Origin of the sequence: Yersinia vastinensis, from assembly GCF_902726565.1 — a bacterium.
Taxonomy (GTDB): Bacteria; Pseudomonadota; Gammaproteobacteria; order Enterobacterales; family Enterobacteriaceae; genus Yersinia; species Yersinia vastinensis.
Genome location: NZ_CACVAF010000003.1, coordinates 42653 through 64317, shown reverse-complemented (window position 1 = coordinate 64317; position 21665 = coordinate 42653). Strand labels below are relative to the sequence as shown.

Sequence of the window (21665 nt, the reverse complement as noted above, 5' to 3'; positions counted from 1 at the left end):
AGGATTATTGCGCTAACAGTTCTTTATTCAGCATGGCGCCGACGGTGTATTTCGGGTCAACCATATTACCCAATCGCACTTTGCCGCATTGGCTCAGTAGCATGTAAGCATCCCATTGCTCGAAGCCAAAATCGGCCACCAGCCAGTAAATCAGGTCACGGTAAGCAATGCGGGTGGCATCCTCTAATGGGCGTGCGCTGCCGATGCTCATGATGGTTTCTGCGTTTTCCATTCGTGGCCAAGAGAGCTGCCAGTTCTTAATCAAATCCACCTTGATAGTGGTTATCGAAGCAAACTCCACCGCGGTACCACAGATTTCCCCATCCCCTTGGCAGGCGTGGGCATCACCAATAAACAGGCGTCCACCAGGGGCGCGTACCGGCAGATAGGTAATACTTCCCGGCCCGATATCCGGCACATCCATATTCCCGCCATGATTATCCGGTGTCAGTGAATTGATTGAGTCAATTTCTGGCGAGACACTCAGCGTGCCAATATGGGGTTTGTAAGGCAGAGTATGGCGCTCGCTCCAATAGACTTTTTCGCTATCGAGCTTAATCATGCGTACTTTTTCTGGCAGTGGATCATTTAGCATGGCGGTCAAGTCTGTTCCGGTCAGCCCACCAAAATGGGGGATCATGGCGCAGATACCGTGCGGATTAACACCTCGCGGCAGCATGGATTCGATATAAACCGCAATCACATCTCCTTTCTCTGCACCATTAATCATGATGGGGCCATTCTGTGGATTGAGAAACGGCATTTTTAGCAGTTGGCTCGGAATATCTTGTTCTGAATTGATAGCTCCTTCGAACGCATCGCGAGTGTCTACAATAACGCGGTCTCCGGGTTCAATGGTCAGCACCGGGGTTGAGTAAGGGCCGATGGTGTAGTGGAACTCTTTTTGCATCTCTTCCGTCAGATGGTGGGTTACTGGTTTACGTCCGGCACCCACACCACGTTTGACCATGATTGATTCTTCCAGCCATTTCATTAGCAATTCTCCATATCGTAAGGGTATCTGCGTCGTCGCGATGTCTGGCTACAGAGCCAGATGGCGGCGCATTAAAAGATCATCAGAAAGCTGTTGTTGAGTCAGGGTCTCTACCACTTGGCCCTTGTCCATTACGCTGCAACGCTGTGCTGCACGTTGAATCATGGCGATATCCTGCTCTACCAGAATCACCGCGACATGCAGTTCGCGAGCAATTCGCACCAAGGTATCGGCGATAATGTTGACGATTGAGGGCTGGACACCTTCAGAAGGTTCATCCAGCAGTAGCACTTTGGGCGATCCCACTAAGGCTCTGGCGATAGCCAGCTGTTGTTGCTCGCCACCACTCATGGTGCCGGCTTTTTGTTTGAGTCTTTGGCGCAAAATCGGGAAGTAATCCAACACCCGCTCAAGCAAGTCTTTGGCGAACTCGCGGTGTTCGCGTACAAACTGCATTCCAACTTGTAGATTCTCGGCTACGGTCAAACCCGCGAACACTTCACGTCCTTGCGGCACATAGCCAATCCCGAGGCGAGCACGGCGCTGCGGTGATGCATGTGTGATGTCGATTTCACCGATCAAAATACGGCCTTGTTTGGCTGGCACGGCACCGATTAAGGTGCGCATCAGGGTGGTTTTGCCTACACCATTTCGGCCAATCAGCCCCAAAACCTCCGCCGCATGCAGTTGTAATGTGACGCCATTGAGCACTTGCCCGCCGCCGTAGCCGCCTGTCAGGCCCTCTATTTGTAAAACCACGCTATTCATACTGCTTTCCCCAAATAGATATCCGCCACATCCTCGCGCGCCAGCACTTCGGTGGCGTTGCCATCAGCAAAAACATGCCCGCCATGGAGTACCGTGACTTGTGAGGCAATCTGCCGCACGAATGTCATGTCGTGTTCCACTACCATCAGTGTCAGGCCATCGCTTTGCATCTGTTTGATTAGCTCGCCGGTGAGATAGGTTTCGTCGATAGATAAACCGGCTACTGGCTCATCAAGCATCAGTAGGGTGGGGCGAAGTGACACTGCCATGGCAATTTCCAGCCACTGTTTCTTACCGTGAGACAAATTACCTGCAAGTTGGTGGTATTCCGTGGTGAGCTTAAAGCGCTCTAATAGCTCATCGACACTGGCCGCCTGCGAACGAACTTCAGGGCGTAAATGGCTGAGTGACAGTTGTAAATGCTGCTCAACAGTCAGTTCTGGAAAGATACCGGGGATCTGAAATTTAATACTCATGCCCATCCGAATACGCTGGAAAGGGGCTAAGGTATTCAGCCGTTGATTGAAGAAACGGATCTCTCCATCGCTGGGAGTATGTTCACCCGTGAGTAACTTGAAAAAAGTACTTTTACCGGCGCCATTGGGGCCAATGACACAGCGCACTTCGCCTCGACGAATTTGCAAATCCACTTGATTGATAACCTGAATGCCACCAAAGCGCTTGCTTAGCCCACGGGTTTCAAGGATCAAATCCTCTGAATGCTGATTCATAGCGATTCTCCTCGCTTCTGGCGTGCCGCTGCCAGACGGGTGATTTTCTCCGCCAGCCATGGCAATAAACCATTAGGTGCAGCCAGCACGACAAACAGCAGAACGGCTCCGAGTAAAATCATGGCGTATTCGCTACCATAGATAGCCAACCATTGGGATAACCACACCAGCAAAGCGGTGATAACCACGGTGCCAAAAATATTTTTACGCCCGGCGGTTGCCACCCAGATAACCGGCATTGCTGCTGCGGTTAGCCCCATGGAGGAGGGGGTGATGTAAGAGCCCCATAGGGTATAAAGTGCGCCGGATAACCCGGAGAGCACACCGCCGAGCACGAACACCAGTAATTGGTAGCGGCGTATATCTATACCGAGCATTTCCGCCCGACGCGGGTTCTCACGAATAGAGGCCAGCGTCAGACCAAAATTAGAGCGCAAGAGCCGCCGCACACCCCAATAGACCCCGGCCAGTAGCACGATAATTAGGTAATAAAATGCATTGCCTTCCAGCGTCAGCAGCTCACCATCAAACCAAGGGAGAGAGAGTGGTGGCATTCCTGACATGCCATTAAAACCATTTAGCCGCGCGCTGCCGATAGCCCACTGTGGGCCTGCGGTTTGCGACATAAAGGTTTCCAGCACCAGAGTGAAAGATAAGGTCACAATGCCGATGAAAATGCCGGTGACCCCGCCGTAAAACATCAAATAGCCCAGTGCGGCGGCGACGGCAGCAGCGACCAGCAGCGCCATTATCAAGCCAGACCAAGTGGAGAGCACCCCATCACCAAAGTTCAGAGTCATCACCCCATAGGTATAACCAGCAAGGCCGAAGAACGCGGTCTGGCCGAAAGATAAAATGCCCCCATGCCCCCACATTGCTGCTAACCCGATAGCGCAGAATGTCCATAACAAGAAATAGGAGAAATCGCCGATCATAGCGCTATCGACCACCAACGGCAGAGCCAGTGCGCCCACGAGCACCAAAAGCGCTACCCGCCGAGTGGTGGACTGCGGGTGTTTTTTGGCACTCGCTGTCGATACATTAAGAGAAGTTATTGTCACATGCGGCTCCTAGCGATTACGGGTAAACAGGCTGCCAACCCCGTTGGGGAGTAAGCGGATAACCAGTACGGCGGTGACCAGCAAGCCGATTTGCCCAGCCAGTTGTCCATACCAAGAGTTCAACCCGGTTTGTATTGCACCCAAGGCAATGGCTGCAGGAATGGTGCCAACCAGAACATTTGCGCCACCAACAACTACAGAAACAAAGGCTTGCACAATAAAGCTGCTGCCCATGGTGGGGACGGCGGTCAATGTTGGGGCATAAATGGCTCCCGCCAGCCCTGCCAACCCAGCGCCCAGTGCAAATGTCAGTGTATAAATGCGATCCGTTTCCAAGCCCAGACAGGATGCCATGCGGGCATTTTGAATTGTGGCTCTGGCGCAGACACCATAATTGGTGTGGAAAAACAGCCAGTAGAGCACCATTAAAATGGCAATCGCGAAGAAGGGCAGGAGTGCTCGGTAGGTGGCAAAAGAGTATTCGCCGAGGGTAAAAGAGCCGAAAGGTGTCGACAGCCCCTCCAGTGATGGGCCGGCTATCAACAGCATACTTTGCTGCACAATCAGGCTGATAGCCCAAGTCGCCACGACCGAATCATACAGACGGCCATAAAGATGACGCACCACCAAGCGCTCCACGACACCACCGAAGAATGCGGCGGCCAATGTCCCGGCCAGCATGGCAAAAGGCAGTGGTAAACCTGCTTTATTCATCAGAATGGTGACGTAAGCCCCACACATAATGAATTCACCGTGTGCAAGATTTATCACGCCCATCATGCCAAAAATAACCGCCAGCCCCAGTGCAGCCAGCACCAGATAGGCGAAGTTATCGCCAAACTGATAAATCACCGAATAGAGAAAGGATAGCGTTAACATCGTTTGGCAATCCCGGGTGTCTTGATTGACACCATTAAAAATGGATAACACAGGGAAGGCCGCCACTGGCGGTCACTTCCCTACAAAGAAGCCAGATTTAGGCTTTTTTCGGTGGAGATGAGGGGGTGTATTGGCTGTTATCGGGTTTAACTGGCAAATTGCAGCCAGCTTCACCTAACCAATAAGGTTTGATATCACTCCACACTTTGGGGATCTCGATTGAGTGGTCATCTTTTACATGTGCCAGATAGATGGTGTGGCTCAGATGGTGGCTTTTAGGGTCGATACAGACTTTCCCTGAAGGGCCATCGGTACAGATATCGCCGCTTTCCAGTGATTTACGCACGGCATCCCTATCTGTGCTACCGGCTTTCTCGACCGCGGCTTTGTACAGATAGACGGCATCGTAAGCATTGGCAGCTTCCTGATTAATGTATGGCTCGTCTGGGAATTTAGCGTGGAAACGCTGTTTAAAATCATTACTGGCTGGGCTGTCTACCTCTTCAATGTAGTTAGCCGTGATATACATATCTTTCAGTGCGGGCGCTTTGAAACGTTTGTGCTCATAAGCCTGACCGACATTGACCGAACTCCCCATTGGCAAGTTCAGTTTGGCTGCCGCTTGCTGCTCGTAATAGGAGGATTGGTTCGCACCGACGAGCAAGGTCATCACAAAGTCAGGTTTGGCTTTCTGGATGTTTTGAATGGTTTGACCGAATTGCGAAACACTCAGTGGGATAAACTCTTCGCCCACCATGGTACCGCCATTCTCTTCAACAATTTTGCGTACCCATTCAGCAGAGATTTGACCGAAGTTGTAGTCGGCGGCAATGGTGTAAACTTTTTTGCCGTACTTCTCCATCATCCACGGGATCAAGGTTGAGAACTGTTGTTCAGGGACAGCGCCAGTGACGAAGACATTAGAATCACACACGCCACCTTCATACTGATTGTTATACCAATAGAGCTGTTTTTCACGATCCATGATTGGGCGGATTGCTTCACGCGAGGCACTGGAAAAAGCCCCGAATATTACATCCACTTTGTCATTTTTAATTAAGCGCCGAGCCATTTGTTGAAAGCGGGTGTTATCGGATTGCGTATCGTATTTAACCAGCTCGATTGGGCGTCCGAGTATGCCGCCTTTGGCATTAATTTCTTCTACTGCCAGCTCTGTTGCATGAATCTTGGGAATAACCGGTAAAGCAAAATTCCCTGAGGCATCTTCCAATAAACCAATTTTTACCGGTTTTTCCGCTGCCGTCGCCATGCCTGAAGACGTCACGGCAAATGCCGCGGTCAACGCGATGGAGAGTGCGGTGGAATGACATTTTATTCTGGACCATTTTATTCTAGACATAAGTAACTACCCCTGGCATTGGTTAAAAAAGTGGGTCTGAAAAAAAGCCAAAAAAAAAGCCCAGCAAAGTCAGATGACATTTGCGAGGGCTCTATTGCCATAACCACAAGCCGACAACGTTGGCGTTCTTGCGGAGAAGTTAGGGTCACTATAAAAAGCATTTCGAGTGATTGTCAATGAAGAATTTTCAATAAAAATCAAATAGTAAAATTGAAAATCATTGCACTAAATTAGGGCTTTTCATTGCACGAAAATAGCTCATTTCTCTGACGCTAGACAGCAATGGCTAACACTTGATGATAAATAAAAAAGCGACAATTTATTGACGAGATAATTAAAAAGTAGCAGCCACAATCTTGTGGTGAGGTTAATAAATTGCACCAGCGGAGTGCTTAAAAATTATTCAGTGTCAAAGGATGAAAAATGCAGAAATGAGAAAAGGTTTGTCCGATAACAGACCCCGGCGATGTCACCGGGGCCTAATCGTGAGGTTAACCGCAGCGGTTACATTTTGATGCTTGAATCTGTTGGAAGAAATCATTCCCTTTATCATCAACCAAGATAAAGGCTGGGAAGTCTTCTACTTCAATCTTCCAGATAGCTTCCATCCCCAATTCAGGATATTCGACACATTCCAGACTCTTAATACTGTTTTGCGCCAATACAGCGGCTGGGCCACCGATGCTGCCCAGATAGAAACCGCCATGTTTGTGACAAGCGTCAGTCACTTGTTGGCTACGGTTACCTTTTGCCAGCATGATCATGCTACCGCCATGGGATTGCAGCAGATCCACGTAGGAATCCATGCGGCCCGCAGTGGTTGGCCCGAGTGAGCCTGATGCATAACCTTCAGGCGTTTTAGCTGGGCCTGCATAATAGATTGGATGGTCTTTAATGTACTGTGGCAGGCCTTCGCCGTTGTCCAGTCGCTCTTTTAATTTGGCATGGGCGATATCACGGCCAACAATAATGGTGCCACTCAGTGACAGGCGCGTGGATACCGGATACTGCGACAGCTCTTTTAAAATCTCAGGCATTGGGCGGTTAAGGTCGATTTTAACCACTTTGCCTTCTGTGCTCTGGCGCAAATGCTCAGGAATGTATTTCCCCGGATTTTGCTCCAGTTTTTCCAGCCAGATACCTTTACGGTTGATTTTGCCTTTGATATTACGGTCAGCGGAGCAGGAAACACCCATGCCGACAGGGCAGGATGCGCCATGACGTGGTAGCCGAACGACTCGCACATCGTGAGCAAAGTATTTACCACCGAACTGCGCGCCCAGACCTAAATCTTGCGCAGCTTCCAGCAGTTCTTGCTCAAGTTGGATATCACGGAAAGCTTGCCCGTGTTCATTCCCTTCTGTTGGCAAGCCATCGTAATACTTGGTTGAAGCCAGTTTAACCGTCTTCAGCGTGCTTTCAGCGGAGGTGCCACCGATAACAAAGGCGATATGGTATGGCGGACAGGCTGCAGTACCCAAGGTGCGCATTTTATCAACCAGATAGTCTTTCAACTTACCCGGTGACAGCAGCGCCTTGGTTTCCTGATACAGATAGGTTTTATTCGCGGAGCCGCCACCTTTGGTGACGAACAGGAATTTGTAATCCTCACCTTCAGTGCTGTACAAATCAATCTGTGCTGGCAGATTGGTGCCGGTGTTCACTTCTTTATACATATCCAACGCTGCATTTTGCGAGTAGCGTAGGTTATCTTCAATAAAGGTGTTATACACGCCGCGTGACAGTGCTTGCGCATCATTACCGCCGGTCCAAACGCGCTGACCTTTTTTGCCCACGATAATCGCGGTGCCGGTATCCTGACAGGTCGGTAAAATCCCTTTGGCGGAGATTTCTGAATTGCGCAGGAATTGCAGGGCAACATATTTATCGTTTTCGCTTGCTTCCGGGTCATCCAAAATAGCGGCGACTTGCTTTTGGTGGGCGGGGCGAAGCAGGAATGACGCGTCGTGGAAAGCATGTTGGGCGAGGAGGGTCAGGGCTTCTGGCTCGACTTTTAGAATGTCGTGGCCTTCAAACTGTGTAACCGAGACATGATTATTACTGACAAGGTAATACTCAGTATCATCTTCCTTTAATGGGAAGGGATCCTGATAGTGGAACGGTTTGTTTGACATATTTTTCTCACATTCAACATCAGCTAGCGAAAGTGTTCGATAACAGAAACAAGCATTGGCAAATCGAGCCTATCTATTTTTAGCCCTGATCTTACTATAGAAAGTGATTGTCAGGCGACGGCGCCACCCTCTTTATAACGGGTGGATCTCATTTTCCGCACTTATCGATGGCCCTGACAGCATGATGGTGGGAGACTGGCCGACCGCCAGCAGATAACACTGCCATAAGCGTGCATTTTACCGCGAGATCCTGAATGCTGAACGGCTACATCATCACTGCACTATTCGACATCCACATTTGAGATAACTTGCTCGACATCATCCAACGTACCGATCCTTACCTCTCCGGTTCTGCACATTTTACTTTTATCGATCAGCAAAATAGATTGTGTGGCGCGCTTAAGCAGCATGGTTTTGAATTCGGCATTAAATGGGTTGGAATCCCACATAACACCGTCAGTATCAATGCCTTCACATGAGAAGATAAACAGGTCGATTTCGATGGTTTTCAGTAACGAAAAAAGGGCTGGATTAACGTAGCAAGCATACTTGCGCTGCAACAGACCACCGGCACTGATCAGCTCGATATTTTGGTGTTTCGCCAGTTCCTGACAAATTCGCACGCTATTGGTAAATACCGTGATATCGATATCCGGGAGTTTTTTGGCTAAATACCAGCAGGTGGAACTGGCATCCAGCGCAATCACCATCCCGCTGTCAATCAATGATAAAGCATGGTCGGCAATGCTGGCCTTGCTGGAAAGATGGCTCTTTAAGCGCTTGGTAAAAGGATCACCGCTATCTTTGGTTGCGCGTTTAATACTTTTGGCTCGCCCATGTTGGCGAATGATCAGCCCTTGTGCTTGTAGCTCGTTTAGGTCACGGCGAATGGTTTCCTGACTGACCGCCAGTAAACGGGCTAGGTCTGCCGTCGTCAGCGTTTCATGCTGCTTAATGTGTTGCAGGATTTCCTGATGACGAGACGCTTTCATTATCCTCTCCGTCAGCAAAGCCATGTATTTCATACCTGATGAGTATCAGTATTAAATACATGGCTAAAGGGGTGAGGTTACGTGATAGTCGATTTAAAAAACAGGCGTCACCCCTTTCTTTAGCAGAATATTGCCATACTTGGCGGTCTCTCCTGTGATGACGATCGCAAATGCTTGTTGGGCGCGCTGATAAAACGCAAAACGATCAATACGCTCGACTGGCAGGGCTTTTTTAGCCCCAAATAGGGCGCGTAAATAACGTTTCTCAACCGAGGCATCGAGTGTGTCACCATCAACTGCGGCCATCATCACCAGTGGTGGTGCATAGCTGTCGAGTTCAAATAATGGGATGGTGGCCTCCAGTAACGCACTGACAGATAATCCGTCGGCATGAATCACTTGCGGCCCGTTGTTTTTACCAATGGCATGAGCGGGAAAATGGGCATCTGAAAAGATAATTTCATCGCCGTGCCCCATTTCTGCCAATGTTTTTAGCAACTGCGGTGATAGCAGTGGTGAGATGGTTTTAAGCATGACACGCTCCTTTTAAAGGTATGGCTTGCATTAAGGGAATGGGGAGGGCTGAGAGCGCCTGATAAAGTGGCTGCTGGTCACCCGGTTGATAATATTGATAGCGGTAATTAACTTGTGCCCGAGCTTCTTCGGCACTGGCGTAGTAGCCTGTGGCGTGCCAGGCAAACAGTGCCGCGCCCAACACGGTGGTTTCGGCCTCATCAATGACTTTAACCGGTAGATTGAGCACGTCAGCTTTAATTTGATTCCACAATGCATTGCGGCTGCCACCGCCAACCAGCAGCAACTCTTTGGTATGGAATTCGCCAATCCTTTCCAGCACGGCCAGATTATCTTTCAATTGCCAGGCCAGACCTTCTAACGCCGAGCGATAAAAGTGCCCACGCCCACTGGAGAGCGAAACTCCTTGCCAGCCACCGGACAATTTGTGGCGTGCGTTGCCGAGCAAGTTACAATCCATTCTCACTCCATCAGCACCCGGTGCGATAGCCTCGGCCTCGCGAATCATCCGCTGATAAACATCATCACAGGCATCATCGTGCCAGTACAATTGTCGAACCCACTCCAGTACACCAGAGGCCAACCACTGCAAACCGGGGTTAAATAACCGTGGGCAACTGTCGAGTTCGCAGGTAGAACCGGCAAATTGCGGTAACAGGGCGGTATTCACACGAGGTGTTCGCACCATTAGAATTTCCCATGTACCTGATGACAGCACGGGTTGATCTAAACCAGCCCCTGAGCCAAATAGCGCAAATTGGGTGTCGTGGCCGGCAGAAATCACGGGTAAACCAGCAGGTAGCCCTAGTGACGTCGCAATATCCGGTTGTAGTTGCCCGATAATGTCACCTGCAGCAACCATTGGCGGAAAGAGGTCTGCTTGAATGCCTATCCTCTGTAAAATTTCGCTGCTGAATTGTTCACGCTTCACATCCAATAGTTGGCTGGTGCCCGCCATGGTGCGGTCTGTGGTAAATTCCCCGGTGAGGCGCTGATTAATTAAGGACGAAATAAACAGCCAAGCATGGGCCTGCTCGATTAAATCTGGCCGATTTTCTTGTAACCAAATCAGCTTGTACAAGGTGTTAAAACTAAACTGACCAATGCCGGATATCTGTTGTAACTTTTCGGCGGACAGATAGCGGGCGATATTTTCCATCACCGCAACGGTGCGTGGGCATTTCCAACTGATAATCGGATACAGCATCTTGCCTTTAGCATCGACTAACGCACCGTCTACACCAAAAGTCGTCACTGTCACTGCGTGGATCTTATCTTGTTGAATCTGTGACAGTAACTTACGGCAGCATTGGGCGAAACTCTGCAAAATGCCCTCCAGTGGCCATAATTGCCACTGCGGATTAGCCGGGTCGGATTGGCTATGATTGGGCAACACAGCTTTAGCGACGACTACGCCTTGAGGGTCTACTGCAATTGCTCGGATATTGGTTGCGCCGCAATCTAAAACGATGACCACATCGCGCTTCATAAAGGCTCCTGTAACGGCTATCTGGCAGCAAAGAAGGTTATCTGGCCCCAGTGAAGAGTGGTTTTCACCGGGGCAGATCGCCTAATGAGTTTAAAAATGACGGATTATTATTTTTTATATAATGGGCCGTAATTCTGGCAGGCACGGTAATCTTGCCCTTCGATATCCATACCGTGTGCGCCCCAAGCGGTTGGCCGGTAGACTCTCTCCTCTTCCACGTTGTGCATGCAAACAGGAATGCGCAGCATTGAGGCTAAAGTAATCAGGTCCGCGCCCACATGGCCGATGGTCAGCACACCATGGTTTGCTCCCCAATTCGCCATGACGGAATACACATCGCTAAATGGCCCTTTACCCGTCAGGCGCGGTGCAAACCAAGTGGTAGGCCAGCTTGAGTCGGTGCGTTTATCCAGAGTGTCATGGACCGATTTTGGTAACTCAACACTCCAGCCTTCCGCAATTTGCAATACTGGCCCAACACCCTTAATCAGATTGATGCGGCTCATGGTGAATGGCACGCCGCCACGGGTCAGGAAACGAGAGGAAAAGCCGCCGCCCCGGAAATATTCATGAATCGCCGGACACCATTCAGTGGCAGCTAAACACGCATCGGCTTCTTGTTGGCTCACTTGCCAATGTGGTTTGATGATAGGTTTACCTTGAGCATCATTTTGGCAGCAAGTGCCATCCAATGCAGCGGAACCCGAGTTAATCAGGTGGATAATGCCGTGCTCGGCAACGCCCTCAAGCTGGTGGCCGGTCACGCGCTGTACTGCTTCCGGTGACCAATAAGTACGGACATCAGCAAAGATCTGCGCAGTCCCGGTCAGCGTATGGCCAAATAGCATTGCAACGCCGTTCAAACTGTCATTTTCGGTAGCGATAACCATGGGTTTTCGCACCCCATTCCAGTCGAACGAGCTGTTTAGCAAGGCTTCAGCGGTATCCCCGTTCGAGTATTGATCCGTCCAGTGACGCTGCCCTTGGAAACCGGCGGCGATGGCGTTGTAACCCAAAGCTTCTTCACCAAAACCTTTGGCGGCCAGTGCCGGGTTGCCTTGCATCATATCGCGGATGCATATTGCCATTTGTAGGCTTTCACGGAGCACTGCGCGGCTGCTTTCTGGGGAGCGACGATATTGTTCGGCGTTTTTATCTGGGCCAAATTTGAAATTGTTATCAGCCCATGCCAGTGCCAGTTCTAGCTCTTGTTCATCATAGATTTTGTGGTCAATGCGGCGGCGCAGTTCAGTCATGTCCACTGCCTGCACTTTCATCCCTAGCCAAGATTCAAAGAAATTATGGTCAACAATGGAACCGGCAATCCCCATCGATACCCCACCAAGTGAGAGGTAACTTTTGCCTTTTAAGCTGGCGACGGCTAAGCCAGCACGGGTGAATCGCAACAATTTTTCCTGCACATCAGTAGGGATGCGGGTGTCATTGGCATCTTGTACGTCATGACCATAAATAGAAAAAGCAGGTAGCCCTTTCTGATTATGCGCCGCCAGTGCTGCGGCCAGATAAACGGCTCCTGGGCGTTCGGTGCCATTGAAGCCCCAAATAGCTTTCGGGCGGAACGGGTCCATATCAATGGTTTCGCTGCCATAACACCAGCAAGGTGTCACGGTGATGGTCAGCCCGATATTCTGAGCACTGAATTTATCATCACAAGCGGCAGATTCGGCCATGCCTGCAATACAGGTATCGGCAATGACGCACTCAACTGGTGTTCCGCAAGGATGGCGCACCACTTCGTGAAGAAATTCTGCGGTGGCGCGGGCCATTTTCATGGTTTGTTCTTCCAGTGACTCACGCACGCCCATTCTGCGACCATCGATGACCGGACGGATACCAATTTTAGGTAACTGAATTGTCTTTTTCATAATTTTTCCTTATGTTCTGTAGCAAAATTTAATTTATTAGTTACCCGCGGAATTAATTCACGGGAGACGTTTTGAATTTGGCGAAAATAAAGATAATGGCAAAGCACAATGCTGGAATAAGTTCTGCTGTCGGTATATTTCCTGCTGCGTCACTGACCAGCCCCATAATAGGCGTTACAATCCCGCCACCGACAATGGTCATGACAATAATAGATGCACCATATTTAGTGTCTTGATTCAGATTCTTAATGCCTAAAGAGAATATAGTTGGATACTGTATGGACATGAACATGCTGCATAGCGTTAATGCTAATAGTCCAAAATGCCCACCAAAGGCGGCAGAGATAATACACAGTAACATCGAGATAAAGGCATAGGCCGCTAATACTTTCTCTGGGGCAAAACGTGTAATTAACCAAGTGCCACTAAATCGACCAATAAAGAAACAGACCATGGTGGCGGTTAGATAATTCGCGGCGTATCCAGGCGTAATATTAGGTAATTCTTCTATTGCATAACGAATTAAATAACTCCAACACGCAGTTTGAGCACCGACATAACAAAATTGTGCTAATACCGCCCAACGCCAATGGGTTATTTTTAATAAGCGAGGTAATGAAGCAAAGAAAGAACCATTATGTGTATCGTCTGATTCACTTTTTATTGCCGGAAACCGAGTAATAAGAATTAATAGTGCTACAAAGATAACCACTGCCACAATAATTAAATAGGGTAACTGTACTGCTTTGACCAAGCTATGATGGTAGCTATTCAAATCTTCGGCAGACAATTTATCCAATACTTCTTGTGTTTGGTGAGGAACATTCGAGAGGATTAAACTTTGTCCGAACACAACGGCAATGATGGCTCCGAAGGAGTTAAATGTTTGCGCCAAGTTGATACGGAAATGGCTACTTTTTTCTGGCCCCAGAACGGTAACAAAAGGATTTGCAGCTGTTTCAAGGCAACCTAAACCTGCGGCAATAATAAATAAACCGATTAAAAACAAAGTGTAATTCATTGTTTCAGCGGCAGGCCAGAACAGCGCAGCCCCAAAAGCGTAGAACAGCAGCCCGGTAATAATCCCTGCTTTATAACTGAACCTTTTCATCAAGATACCCGCGGGGATCGGAATCAAAAAGTAACCAAAATAGAAAGAGGATTGGATCAACCCCGCTTGAAAATTAGTTAGGGTGAATGCCTGCTGAAACTGGGGTAATAAAATATCATTCAAGTTGTTTGCTACTGCCCAAAGGAAGAACAGTGAGCACAGCAATGCGAAAGGAATCAGATATCTTTTTTTATTTGCCGACTCGTCACTTACCGAGGCGGAAATTTTGGTGCTATCTGTTTGTATTAAAATATTTCCCATGATGCCCTCGTCAGATGTTGCACTTATTCTACTCGTCTTAAAATGCGTAGTATTCGACGGAAGTCTTTTATTTAATGAATGATGATTTTATTTCATCTGGCATTTATGAGTGTCGGGTGAAATTAAAATATCCTCATTGCGTTAAGTCCCGTCCTTTATAAGGCAAAAACCACTGAAAAGTATGAGCTGAATCACATTGGTAACTCAATGCTGATATTTTGTGATGACAATCACTTTAAATAAAAACATTTCATGACCGTTTGAAATGAAATGTGTTTCAAACCCACATGCATAATGACCGATTTTTTTATTTTCGTCACAAACGGTCAATTCAAGATGGATATAACTATGTTCGGTTGTTGAACTGCCACTTGACCGTTTAATCATATTATTTTTTCAAACGGACATTTTATAAAAATAAATAAAATTTAAATTGCCAGAAAGTGAGCAATAGTCATGACATTGATCACAAATTTGTATGCTTAATTTTTGACTTCAAATAAATAAGCGAAAAATATCTCTCACATTCACCATTGTTAACGTTCATTGGCCCCTATCCATTATTTAATGCATTTTTATATTTAGGTGTAAGAGAGGAATAAATGAAGAAAGAAGCATTGGCGCGCGACATTATTAACACTTGCCTGGAAATGACCCGATTGGGCCTTAATCAAGGAACCGCAGGTAATGTTAGCGTGCGCTATCAGGAAGGATTTTTGATTACGCCGTCGGGTATTGCCTACGACAAACTGACTGAGTCGCACATTGTTTATATTGATGCTGACGGCCACCATGAAGCCGGTAAAGTTCCCTCCAGTGAATGGCGTTTTCATCAGGCGGTTTACCAGACTCGCCCCGATGCCAATGCCGTGGTGCACAATCATTCCATTCATTGTACGGCAGTTTCGATTCTTAACCGTCCAATCCCCGCCATTCATTACATGATTGCGGCCGCTGGAGGGGATGATATCCCATGTGCACCTTACGCCACTTTTGGCACCAAAGCACTTTCAGAGCATGTCGCTAATGCAATGAAACACCGTAAGGCGACACTATTGCAGCATCACGGACTGATTGCGTGTGAAGAAAATCTGGCAAAAGCATTGTGGTTAGCTCACGAAGTGGAGGTATTGGCCACGCTACTATTGGCTATTTTGCCCATTGTTGATGAGGTCCCGGTGTTATCTAAAGAGGAAATCAGTGTGGTTTTGGAGAAATTCAAAACCTACGGTTTGCGGGTCGAAGAATAGTCAGTGGATTAACACATTGAGGAATCAATCATGAATAGAATGATTTTAAATGAAATGGCCTGGTTTGGTCGCGGTTCACTGGATGCCTTGACCGACGAGGTATCTCGGCGCGGCTATCAAAAAGCTTTAGTGGTAACAGATAAAATATTGCTCGAATGTGGTGTGGCAACGCGTTTAATGGACCGTCTGGAACAGGCGAGTCTGGACTTTGCGGTTTTTGACGCTGTTAAACCCAATCCGACTATCAGTATTGTGCAACAAGGAGTGGCTGCCTTTCGGCAAAGTGGAGCGGATTATCTGATAGCTCTTGGCGGTGGTTCACCACAAGATACCTGTAAAGCTATTGGTATTATCATTAATAACCCTGAATTTTCTGATGTGCGCAGTCTGGAAGGGGTTGCCGACACCCACCAGCCTTGCGTACCGATTCTGGCTATCCCAACCACGGCGGGTACAGCAGCAGAAGTCACTATCAATTACGTCATTACCGATGAAGAGCGGCGGCGCAAGTTTGTTTGTGTTGACCCTCATGCGATTCCTGCTATTGCCTTTATTGATGCCGATATGATGGATAGCATGCCCGCAGCGCTCAAGGCTGCTACCGGTGTGGATGCTCTAACCCATGCTATAGAGGGGTATTTGACGAAAGGGGCTTGGGAACTCACGGATGCTTTGCATCTGAAAGCTATCGAAATTATCAATCGGTCATTGCGTGCTTCCGTAAAAGGCGATGCGACAGCAACCGAGGATATGGCGCTTGGGCAGTATATCGCGGGAATGGGATTTTCGAATGTGGGTCTTGGATTGGTGCATGGAATGGCTCACCCGCTGGGGGCGTTTTATAACATGCCACATGGTGTCGCCAATGCGATTTTACTGCCGTATATCATGCGCTATAACGCCCCTTATACTGGCGAGCGTTTTCGCCAAATCGCCATGGCAATGGGGTTGGATAACGCCCAAAGTTCACCGTTGGAGCAGGTGCGCGAGCAAACTATTGAGGCAGTGATTGCCTTAAACCGCGATATCGGTATTCCATCTTCTCTGAGTGCTGTGGGGATGCGGGCCGATGATATTCCGGTGTTGGCGGTAGCAGCATTTGCTGATGTTTGTACCGGAGGAAACCCGCGCGACACCACGATTGATGAGATCATGGCGCTCTATCATCAAGCCTGCTAAATAATAGAACCGTTTTTCATCACAAATTCACTATAAAGCAGCAGGGAAAACCAAATCCTTACTGCTTTATTGATGCCAAACAAATCCCGCACTACCCAAAAGAGGTAAAAATAGTGCTAGCGGGACGGGTTATTAATTATCCTAATTATAAAACTTGCCGTAATTGGGTCAGCGGCCCCCACTAAGTACCCCTTCCATCCCGCTTATTTACTCATTTTTTTGAATTAATCGGATGTCATCTTTGCGGGTGATCTCCATTTTCTGGAATGCAACCAAGTGGGAATCTTATGAAAGAGACCAACGAATCCCGACTGTTAACAGCAGAAGTTTCGCGCCGAAAACTGGTCCAAACGACACTCGTTGGCGGCCTTGCCATCGCCACCGGCGCGTTTTCGCTGCCGTTCTCCCGCACGGCCCGTGCTGTCCAATCTGCAATCAACCCCACCAATGACGGTAAAGTCATTTGGAGTGCTTGCACCGTTAACTGCGGTAGCCGCTGTCCATTACGTATGCATGTTGTTGATGGCGAAATTAAATATGTCGAAACTGACAATACCGGCGATGATAATTTTGATGGCTTACATCAAGTACGTGCGTGCTTGCGTGGCCGTTCAATGCGCCGTCGAGTATATAACCCTGACCGATTGAAATACCCGATGAAGCGTGTTGGTGCGCGTGGGGAGGGTAAATTCAAACGCATCTCGTGGGAAGAGGCTTTTGATACTATCGCCGCCAGTATGCAGCACATTATCAAAGAATATGGCAATGAAGCCATTTATCTGAATTACGGCACTGGGACTCTGGGTGGCACCATGACCCGCTCTTGGCCACCGGGTTCAACACTATTGGCGCGTTTAATGAATTGCTGTGGTGGCTATCTTAATCATTATGGCGACTACAGTACTGCACAAATTGCTGCGGGTCTGAATTACACCTATGGCGGCTGGGCTGATGGTAATAGCCCATCAGATATTGAAAACAGCAAGTTAGTGGTGATGTTTGGTAACAACCCCGGCGAAACCCGGATGAGTGGTGGCGGCGTCACCTATTATCTGGAACAGGCGCGGGAAAAATCCAATGCTAAGATGATTGTGATTGATCCTCGCTATACTGATACCGCCGCTGGTCGTGAAGACGAGTGGATCCCGATTAGACCAGGAACCGATGCCGCACTGGCCTCTGCATTGGCTTATGTCATGATCACTGAAAATCTGGTTGATCAGCCATTCCTCGACAAATATTGCGTCGGCTATGACGAGAAAACGTTGCCAGAGGGTGCACCGAAAAACGGTCATTATAAGGCTTATATTTTAGGGGAGGGGGCAGATAAAACCGCCAAAACGCCACAGTGGGCAGAGGCTATTACTGGGATTCCGGCGGCAAAAATCATCAAGCTGGGGCGTGAGATAGGGTCGGTCAAACCGGCTTACATTGCGCAGGGTTGGGGGCCACAGCGTCATTCCAACGGTGAGAATACCAGCCGCGCCATTGCCATGCTGGCTATTTTGACGGGTAACGTCGGCATTAATGGCGGTAACTCTGGTGCTCGAGAAGGCTCCTATGGTTTGCCGTTTGTTCGAATGCCAACCTTAGAAAACCCGGTTAAAACCAGTATTTCTATGTTCATGTGGACTGATGCCATTGAGCGTGGCCCAGAAATGACGGCGACTCGCGATGGTGTCCGTGGCAAAGATAAGCTGGATGTGCCGATCAAATTTATTTGGAACTACGCCAGTAACTGCCTGATTAATCAGCACGCTGAAATCAACCGTACCCATGACATTTTGCAAGATGATAAGAAGTGCGAAATGATTGTGGTCATCGATAACCATATGACATCGTCGGCGAAATACGCCGATATTATCTTGCCAGACTGCACCGCTTCTGAGCAGATGGACTTCTGCCTTGATGCGTCCAGTGGCAACATGGCGTATGTCATCTTTGCTGATCAGGTAATCAAACCGCGCTTTGAATGCAAAAACATTTACGAGATGACCACTGAGCTGGCAAAACGCATGGGGGTCGAGCAGCAATTTACGGAAGGGCGCACGCAAGAAGGTTGGTTACGCTACCTTTACCAACAATCGCAAGAGGCCATTCCAGAGCTGCCTTCATTCGAGGAGTTCCGCGCGCAGGGGATCTTTAAAAAACGCGATCCTGAGGGCCATCATGTGGCCTATAAAGCGTTCCGCGCCGATCCTGAAGCTAATCCACTCAGCACACCATCCGGTAAAATCGAGATTTACTCCGCTGAGTTGGCGCAGATTGCAAATACGTGGGAGTTACAACCTGACGATGTTATCGATCCGCTGCCAGTGTATGCCGCCGGTTTCGAAAGCTTTGATGACCCGCTTAACCAGAAGTATCCACTGCAACTGACCGGGTTCCATTACAAATCCAGAACCCACTCTACTTACGGTAACGTCGATGTACTCAAAGCATCTTGTCGCCAAGAGATGTGGATTAACCCGATAGATGCTAGAGAGCGCAATATCAAAAATGGCGATATGGTGCGGATATTCAATGGCCGTGGCGAAGTTCAGATTAACGCTAAAGTCACACCGCGCATGATGCCGGGGGTTGTCGCATTGGGCGAGGGGGCATGGTACAGCCCGGATGAGAAACGTATCGACCGAGCGGGCAGCATTAACGTGTTAACGACTCAGCGACCGTCTCCGTTGGCGAAAGGGAACCCATCCCACACCAACCTCGTTCAAGTAACCAAGGCATAAGGAGCTAAATGATGACGCAATATGGTTTTTACATCGACTCCAGCCGTTGCACGGGTTGCAAAACTTGCGAACTGGCTTGCAAGGATTTCAAAAACTTATCAACGGATGTCAGCTTCCGGCGCATCTACGAATATGCCGGGGGGGATTGGCAGCAGGATAATGGTGCATGGCATCAGAATGTGTTCGCTTACTATCTGTCTATTGCCTGCAACCACTGTAGCGACCCCGCCTGTACCAAAGTGTGCCCGAGTGGTGCAATGCATAAACGCGATGACGGCTTTGTGGTGGTGAACGAGGACATTTGTATTGGTTGTCGCTACTGCGATATGGCTTGCCCATACGGTGCGCCGCAATATGATGCCGAAAAAGGGCATATGACCAAGTGTGATGGCTGCTATGAGCGTGTGGCCGCGGGTAAAAAGCCGATTTGTGTCGACTCCTGCCCACTGCGAGCGTTGGATATGGCCCCGATTGATGAACTGCGCGAGAAATACGGTGACTTAGCGGAAGTCGCGCCATTGCCATCGGCGCATTTCACGCTGCCAAATATTGTCGTGAAACCGAATGCCAACAGCCGCCCGGTCAGAGATACCACCGGCCATCTGGCAAATCCGGAGGAGGTGTAACATGGGCATGGGATGGCATGAATGGCCGCTAATGGTCTTTACGGTTCTGGGGCAGTGTGTGGTCGGGGGCTTTATTGTTCTGGGGCTAGCACTGATATTCGGTGGTTTTAATCGCGGGCAACAACTGCGGATTCACCGTAGCATGTTTGTCTTGTGGGTACTGATGGCGCTGGCCTTTATCGCCTCGACATTGCACTTAGGGTCGCCTATGCGCGCGTTCAACTCATTGAACAGAGTCGGGGAATCAGCACTGAGTAATGAGATTGCCGCAGGTTCGGCGTTCTTTGCAGTGGCTGGTTTTTACTGGTTGCTGGCGGTATTAGAGAAAATGCCTGCTATGCTCGGTAAAATCTGGCTGGTGGTGGCAATGGTCTTGGGCGTGGTATTTGTTTATGCCATGTGTATGGTTTATTCCATTGATACCGTGCCAACGTGGGACAACCTCTATACGCCGCTGGGCTTTGTCTTGACCGTCTTTATCGGTGGCCCAATGTTAGGCTATCTGCTGCTGCAACTGGCTGATGTCAATATGGACGGTACCCATGGCCGTATGATGCTGCAATTACCGATGATCAGTGTATTGGCGCTGATTATCAGTATTGCTAGTGTCATTATGCAGGCAGCGAGTTTGTCGACTATTTATAGCTCAGTACAACAGGCTTCAGAGCTTATTCCCAATTACGGGACGTTAATGGTCTGGCGGTTAGTGCTGCTAGTCTTGGGGTTGGGGTGCTGGATTTGTCCGTTGATCCGTGGTCGCACACCAATGACACTGGGGATGATCTTTGCCATGCTACTGATTATTGCGGGTGAATTGATTGGTCGCGGTGTGTTTTACGGGCTGCATATGACAGTCGGTATGGCCGTCGGCGGGTAATTGTTCACTAAACGGCTGCTGCGCCTTGCCATTCTGGGTTGGCGCAGTGCTCGCCCAGACTGACTTTGCTCGCAACGCCTTGATCGAGTGTGTTCACTAAACGGCTACTGCGCTTTGCTATTCTAGGGGGGCAGTAGCTGGCTTAATCTGAACCCAATATCATTCAGGATAATATTTGATGGTTGAAAATAACATTGTTTATCAACATATTGCATTGACAGGCCGAGTGCTGGGGGCGCTGTTTTATTGTGAGCCAGACAGCCCGGCATGCAGTGATATTGTGGCGCAATTGAGCAGTGGCTCATGGTTAACACAATGGCCTTATGGGCGTGAAGATCAACTGGCTCCCATCGCCAAGTTACTGGCGCAATCAGAGACAGAGGAAACGCGGGAAGAAGCCTGGCAGCGGTTATTTATTGGCCCTTATGCTTTGCCTGCCCCTCCTTGGGGTTCGGTGTATCTGGATAAAGAAAATGTACTGTTTGGGGATTCGACCCTCAAATTGCGTCACTGGATGGCCGAGCAGCAAGTGGAAGTCACACTGGATACGGATGAACCCGAAGATCAGTTTGGTTTAGTGCTGATGATGGCGGCCTGGCTGGCAGAGAATCAACCCGAAAATCTACCTGATTTGCTGGCAGAACATGTACTGCCTTGGGCTTACCGCTATCTGGCTTTACTGCAATCTGATGCCGGGCACCCATTTTATCAAGGGGTAGCCCAGTTGGCAGCCCTGACGTTGAGCCATTGGCAGCATGAATTGCAGGTTACCCCGGTTGTGGTTCAGCTATATCGCTGAG

Annotated in this window: 18 protein-coding genes; 6 read left to right on the top strand and 12 right to left on the bottom strand. The window is 48.9% G+C overall.

The features are described from left to right. Positions 1-4: 4 nt before the first annotated feature. The 12 genes from HUZ92_RS05150 to fucP form a co-directional block, all read right to left on the bottom strand. Positions 5-994: an acetamidase/formamidase family protein gene (locus tag HUZ92_RS05150; RefSeq protein WP_050100233.1), complete on the bottom strand. Its 990-nt coding sequence runs from the start codon at positions 992-994 to the stop codon at positions 5-7. Positions 995-1042: 48 nt separating this feature from the next. Further along, positions 1043-1762 carry an ABC transporter ATP-binding protein gene (locus HUZ92_RS05145; RefSeq protein ID WP_145580067.1) on the bottom strand — a complete coding sequence of 240 codons (720 nt, stop codon included), beginning with the start codon at positions 1760-1762 and terminating at the stop codon, positions 1043-1045. Then, positions 1759-2493 carry an ABC transporter ATP-binding protein gene (locus HUZ92_RS05140; RefSeq protein ID WP_050100229.1) on the bottom strand — a complete coding sequence of 245 codons (735 nt, stop codon included), beginning with the start codon at positions 2491-2493 and terminating at the stop codon, positions 1759-1761. The genes HUZ92_RS05145 and HUZ92_RS05140 overlap by 4 nt, the downstream gene beginning before the upstream one ends. After that, on the bottom strand, positions 2490-3554 hold the full coding sequence (locus tag HUZ92_RS05135) for an ABC transporter permease subunit (RefSeq protein WP_050140559.1): 1065 nt from the start codon (positions 3552-3554) through the stop codon (positions 2490-2492). Before HUZ92_RS05135 ends, HUZ92_RS05140 begins: the two co-directional genes overlap by 4 nt. Positions 3555-3563: 9 nt before the next feature. After that, entirely contained in the window at positions 3564-4433 is an 870-nt protein-coding gene (locus tag HUZ92_RS05130; protein WP_050100518.1) for an ABC transporter permease subunit, read from the bottom strand. A gap of 97 nt (positions 4434-4530) precedes the next feature. After that, positions 4531-5793, bottom strand: a complete 1263-nt coding sequence (locus tag HUZ92_RS05125; protein ID WP_050100226.1) for an urea ABC transporter substrate-binding protein — start codon at positions 5791-5793, stop codon at positions 4531-4533. A 491-nt stretch (positions 5794-6284) separates the two neighbouring features. Beyond that, positions 6285-7928 (bottom strand): class I fumarate hydratase FumA, encoded by a 1644-nt coding sequence (gene fumA, locus HUZ92_RS05120; RefSeq protein ID WP_050100224.1) that lies wholly within the window; start codon positions 7926-7928, stop codon positions 6285-6287. A 281-nt stretch (positions 7929-8209) separates the two neighbouring features. Beyond that, complete coding sequence (gene fucR, locus HUZ92_RS05115; RefSeq protein ID WP_050100223.1) at positions 8210-8920, bottom strand: L-fucose operon activator; 711 nt, start codon at positions 8918-8920, stop codon at positions 8210-8212. 93 nt (positions 8921-9013) lie between these two features. Continuing rightward, positions 9014-9454 (bottom strand): L-fucose mutarotase, encoded by a 441-nt coding sequence (gene fucU / locus HUZ92_RS05110; RefSeq protein ID WP_050100221.1) that lies wholly within the window; start codon positions 9452-9454, stop codon positions 9014-9016. Next, positions 9447-10943: an L-fuculokinase gene (fucK, locus tag HUZ92_RS05105; protein WP_145580068.1), complete on the bottom strand. Its 1497-nt coding sequence runs from the start codon at positions 10941-10943 to the stop codon at positions 9447-9449. Before fucK ends, fucU begins: the two co-directional genes overlap by 8 nt. Positions 10944-11050: 107 nt before the next feature. Next, entirely contained in the window at positions 11051-12829 is a 1779-nt protein-coding gene (locus tag HUZ92_RS05100) for an L-fucose isomerase (RefSeq protein ID WP_145580069.1), read from the bottom strand. Positions 12830-12881: 52 nt separating this feature from the next. After that, the gene (fucP, locus tag HUZ92_RS05095) at positions 12882-14201 is read right to left on the bottom strand and encodes an L-fucose:H+ symporter permease (protein ID WP_050100216.1); all 1320 of its coding nucleotides are present in this window, start codon (positions 14199-14201) and stop codon (positions 12882-12884) included. 602 nt (positions 14202-14803) lie between these two features. Between fucP and HUZ92_RS05090 the strand changes: the two genes are divergently transcribed. The 6 genes from HUZ92_RS05090 to dmsD all read left to right on the top strand — a co-directional run bounded on the left by HUZ92_RS05090 (position 14804) and on the right by dmsD (position 21664). Then, complete coding sequence (locus HUZ92_RS05090; RefSeq protein WP_050100212.1) at positions 14804-15451, top strand: L-fuculose-phosphate aldolase; 648 nt, start codon at positions 14804-14806, stop codon at positions 15449-15451. 30 nt (positions 15452-15481) lie between these two features. Then, a complete protein-coding gene (gene fucO / locus HUZ92_RS05085) occupies positions 15482-16630 on the top strand; it encodes a lactaldehyde reductase (RefSeq protein WP_128451248.1) in 1149 nt (382 codons plus the stop codon). A gap of 287 nt (positions 16631-16917) precedes the next feature. Beyond that, complete coding sequence (gene dmsA, locus HUZ92_RS05080; RefSeq protein WP_145580071.1) at positions 16918-19362, top strand: dimethylsulfoxide reductase subunit A; 2445 nt, start codon at positions 16918-16920, stop codon at positions 19360-19362. Positions 19363-19370: 8 nt separating this feature from the next. After that, positions 19371-19988, top strand: coding sequence for a DMSO/selenate family reductase complex B subunit (locus HUZ92_RS05075; RefSeq protein WP_050140567.1), 618 nt, complete (start codon positions 19371-19373; stop codon positions 19986-19988). Between the two features lies 1 nt (position 19989). Beyond that, positions 19990-20865: a dimethyl sulfoxide reductase anchor subunit family protein gene (locus HUZ92_RS05070; RefSeq protein WP_145580072.1), complete on the top strand. Its 876-nt coding sequence runs from the start codon at positions 19990-19992 to the stop codon at positions 20863-20865. Positions 20866-21043: 178 nt separating this feature from the next. Then, positions 21044-21664, top strand: a complete 621-nt coding sequence (dmsD, locus tag HUZ92_RS05065; protein ID WP_050100203.1) for a Tat proofreading chaperone DmsD — start codon at positions 21044-21046, stop codon at positions 21662-21664. Position 21665: the final 1 nt, after the last annotated feature.

What these genes read in the sequence shown, in the direction of transcription:
- HUZ92_RS05150 (WP_050100233.1), bottom strand. Translation starts at nt 994, where the DNA reads ATGAAATGGCTGGAAGAATCAATCATGGTCAAACGTGGTGTGGGTGCC.
- HUZ92_RS05145 (WP_145580067.1), bottom strand. Translation starts at nt 1,762, where the DNA reads ATGAATAGCGTGGTTTTACAAATAGAGGGCCTGACAGGCGGCTACGGC.
- HUZ92_RS05140 (WP_050100229.1), bottom strand. Translation starts at nt 2,493, where the DNA reads ATGAATCAGCATTCAGAGGATTTGATCCTTGAAACCCGTGGGCTAAGC.
- HUZ92_RS05130 (WP_050100518.1), bottom strand. Translation starts at nt 4,433, where the DNA reads ATGTTAACGCTATCCTTTCTCTATTCGGTGATTTATCAGTTTGGCGAT.
- HUZ92_RS05125 (WP_050100226.1), bottom strand. Translation starts at nt 5,793, where the DNA reads ATGTCTAGAATAAAATGGTCCAGAATAAAATGTCATTCCACCGCACTC.
- fumA (WP_050100224.1), bottom strand. Translation starts at nt 7,928, where the DNA reads ATGTCAAACAAACCGTTCCACTATCAGGATCCCTTCCCATTAAAGGAA.
- fucR (WP_050100223.1), bottom strand. Translation starts at nt 8,920, where the DNA reads ATGAAAGCGTCTCGTCATCAGGAAATCCTGCAACACATTAAGCAGCAT.
- fucU (WP_050100221.1), bottom strand. Translation starts at nt 9,454, where the DNA reads ATGCTTAAAACCATCTCACCACTGCTATCACCGCAGTTGCTAAAAACA.
- fucK (WP_145580068.1), bottom strand. Translation starts at nt 10,943, where the DNA reads ATGAAGCGCGATGTGGTCATCGTTTTAGATTGCGGCGCAACCAATATC.
- HUZ92_RS05100 (WP_145580069.1), bottom strand. Translation starts at nt 12,829, where the DNA reads ATGAAAAAGACAATTCAGTTACCTAAAATTGGTATCCGTCCGGTCATC.
- fucP (WP_050100216.1), bottom strand. Translation starts at nt 14,201, where the DNA reads ATGGGAAATATTTTAATACAAACAGATAGCACCAAAATTTCCGCCTCG.
- HUZ92_RS05090 (WP_050100212.1), top strand. Translation starts at nt 14,804, where the DNA reads ATGAAGAAAGAAGCATTGGCGCGCGACATTATTAACACTTGCCTGGAA.
- fucO (WP_128451248.1), top strand. Translation starts at nt 15,482, where the DNA reads ATGAATAGAATGATTTTAAATGAAATGGCCTGGTTTGGTCGCGGTTCA.
- dmsA (WP_145580071.1), top strand. Translation starts at nt 16,918, where the DNA reads ATGAAAGAGACCAACGAATCCCGACTGTTAACAGCAGAAGTTTCGCGC.
- HUZ92_RS05075 (WP_050140567.1), top strand. Translation starts at nt 19,371, where the DNA reads ATGATGACGCAATATGGTTTTTACATCGACTCCAGCCGTTGCACGGGT.
- HUZ92_RS05070 (WP_145580072.1), top strand. Translation starts at nt 19,990, where the DNA reads ATGGGCATGGGATGGCATGAATGGCCGCTAATGGTCTTTACGGTTCTG.
- dmsD (WP_050100203.1), top strand. Translation starts at nt 21,044, where the DNA reads ATGGTTGAAAATAACATTGTTTATCAACATATTGCATTGACAGGCCGA.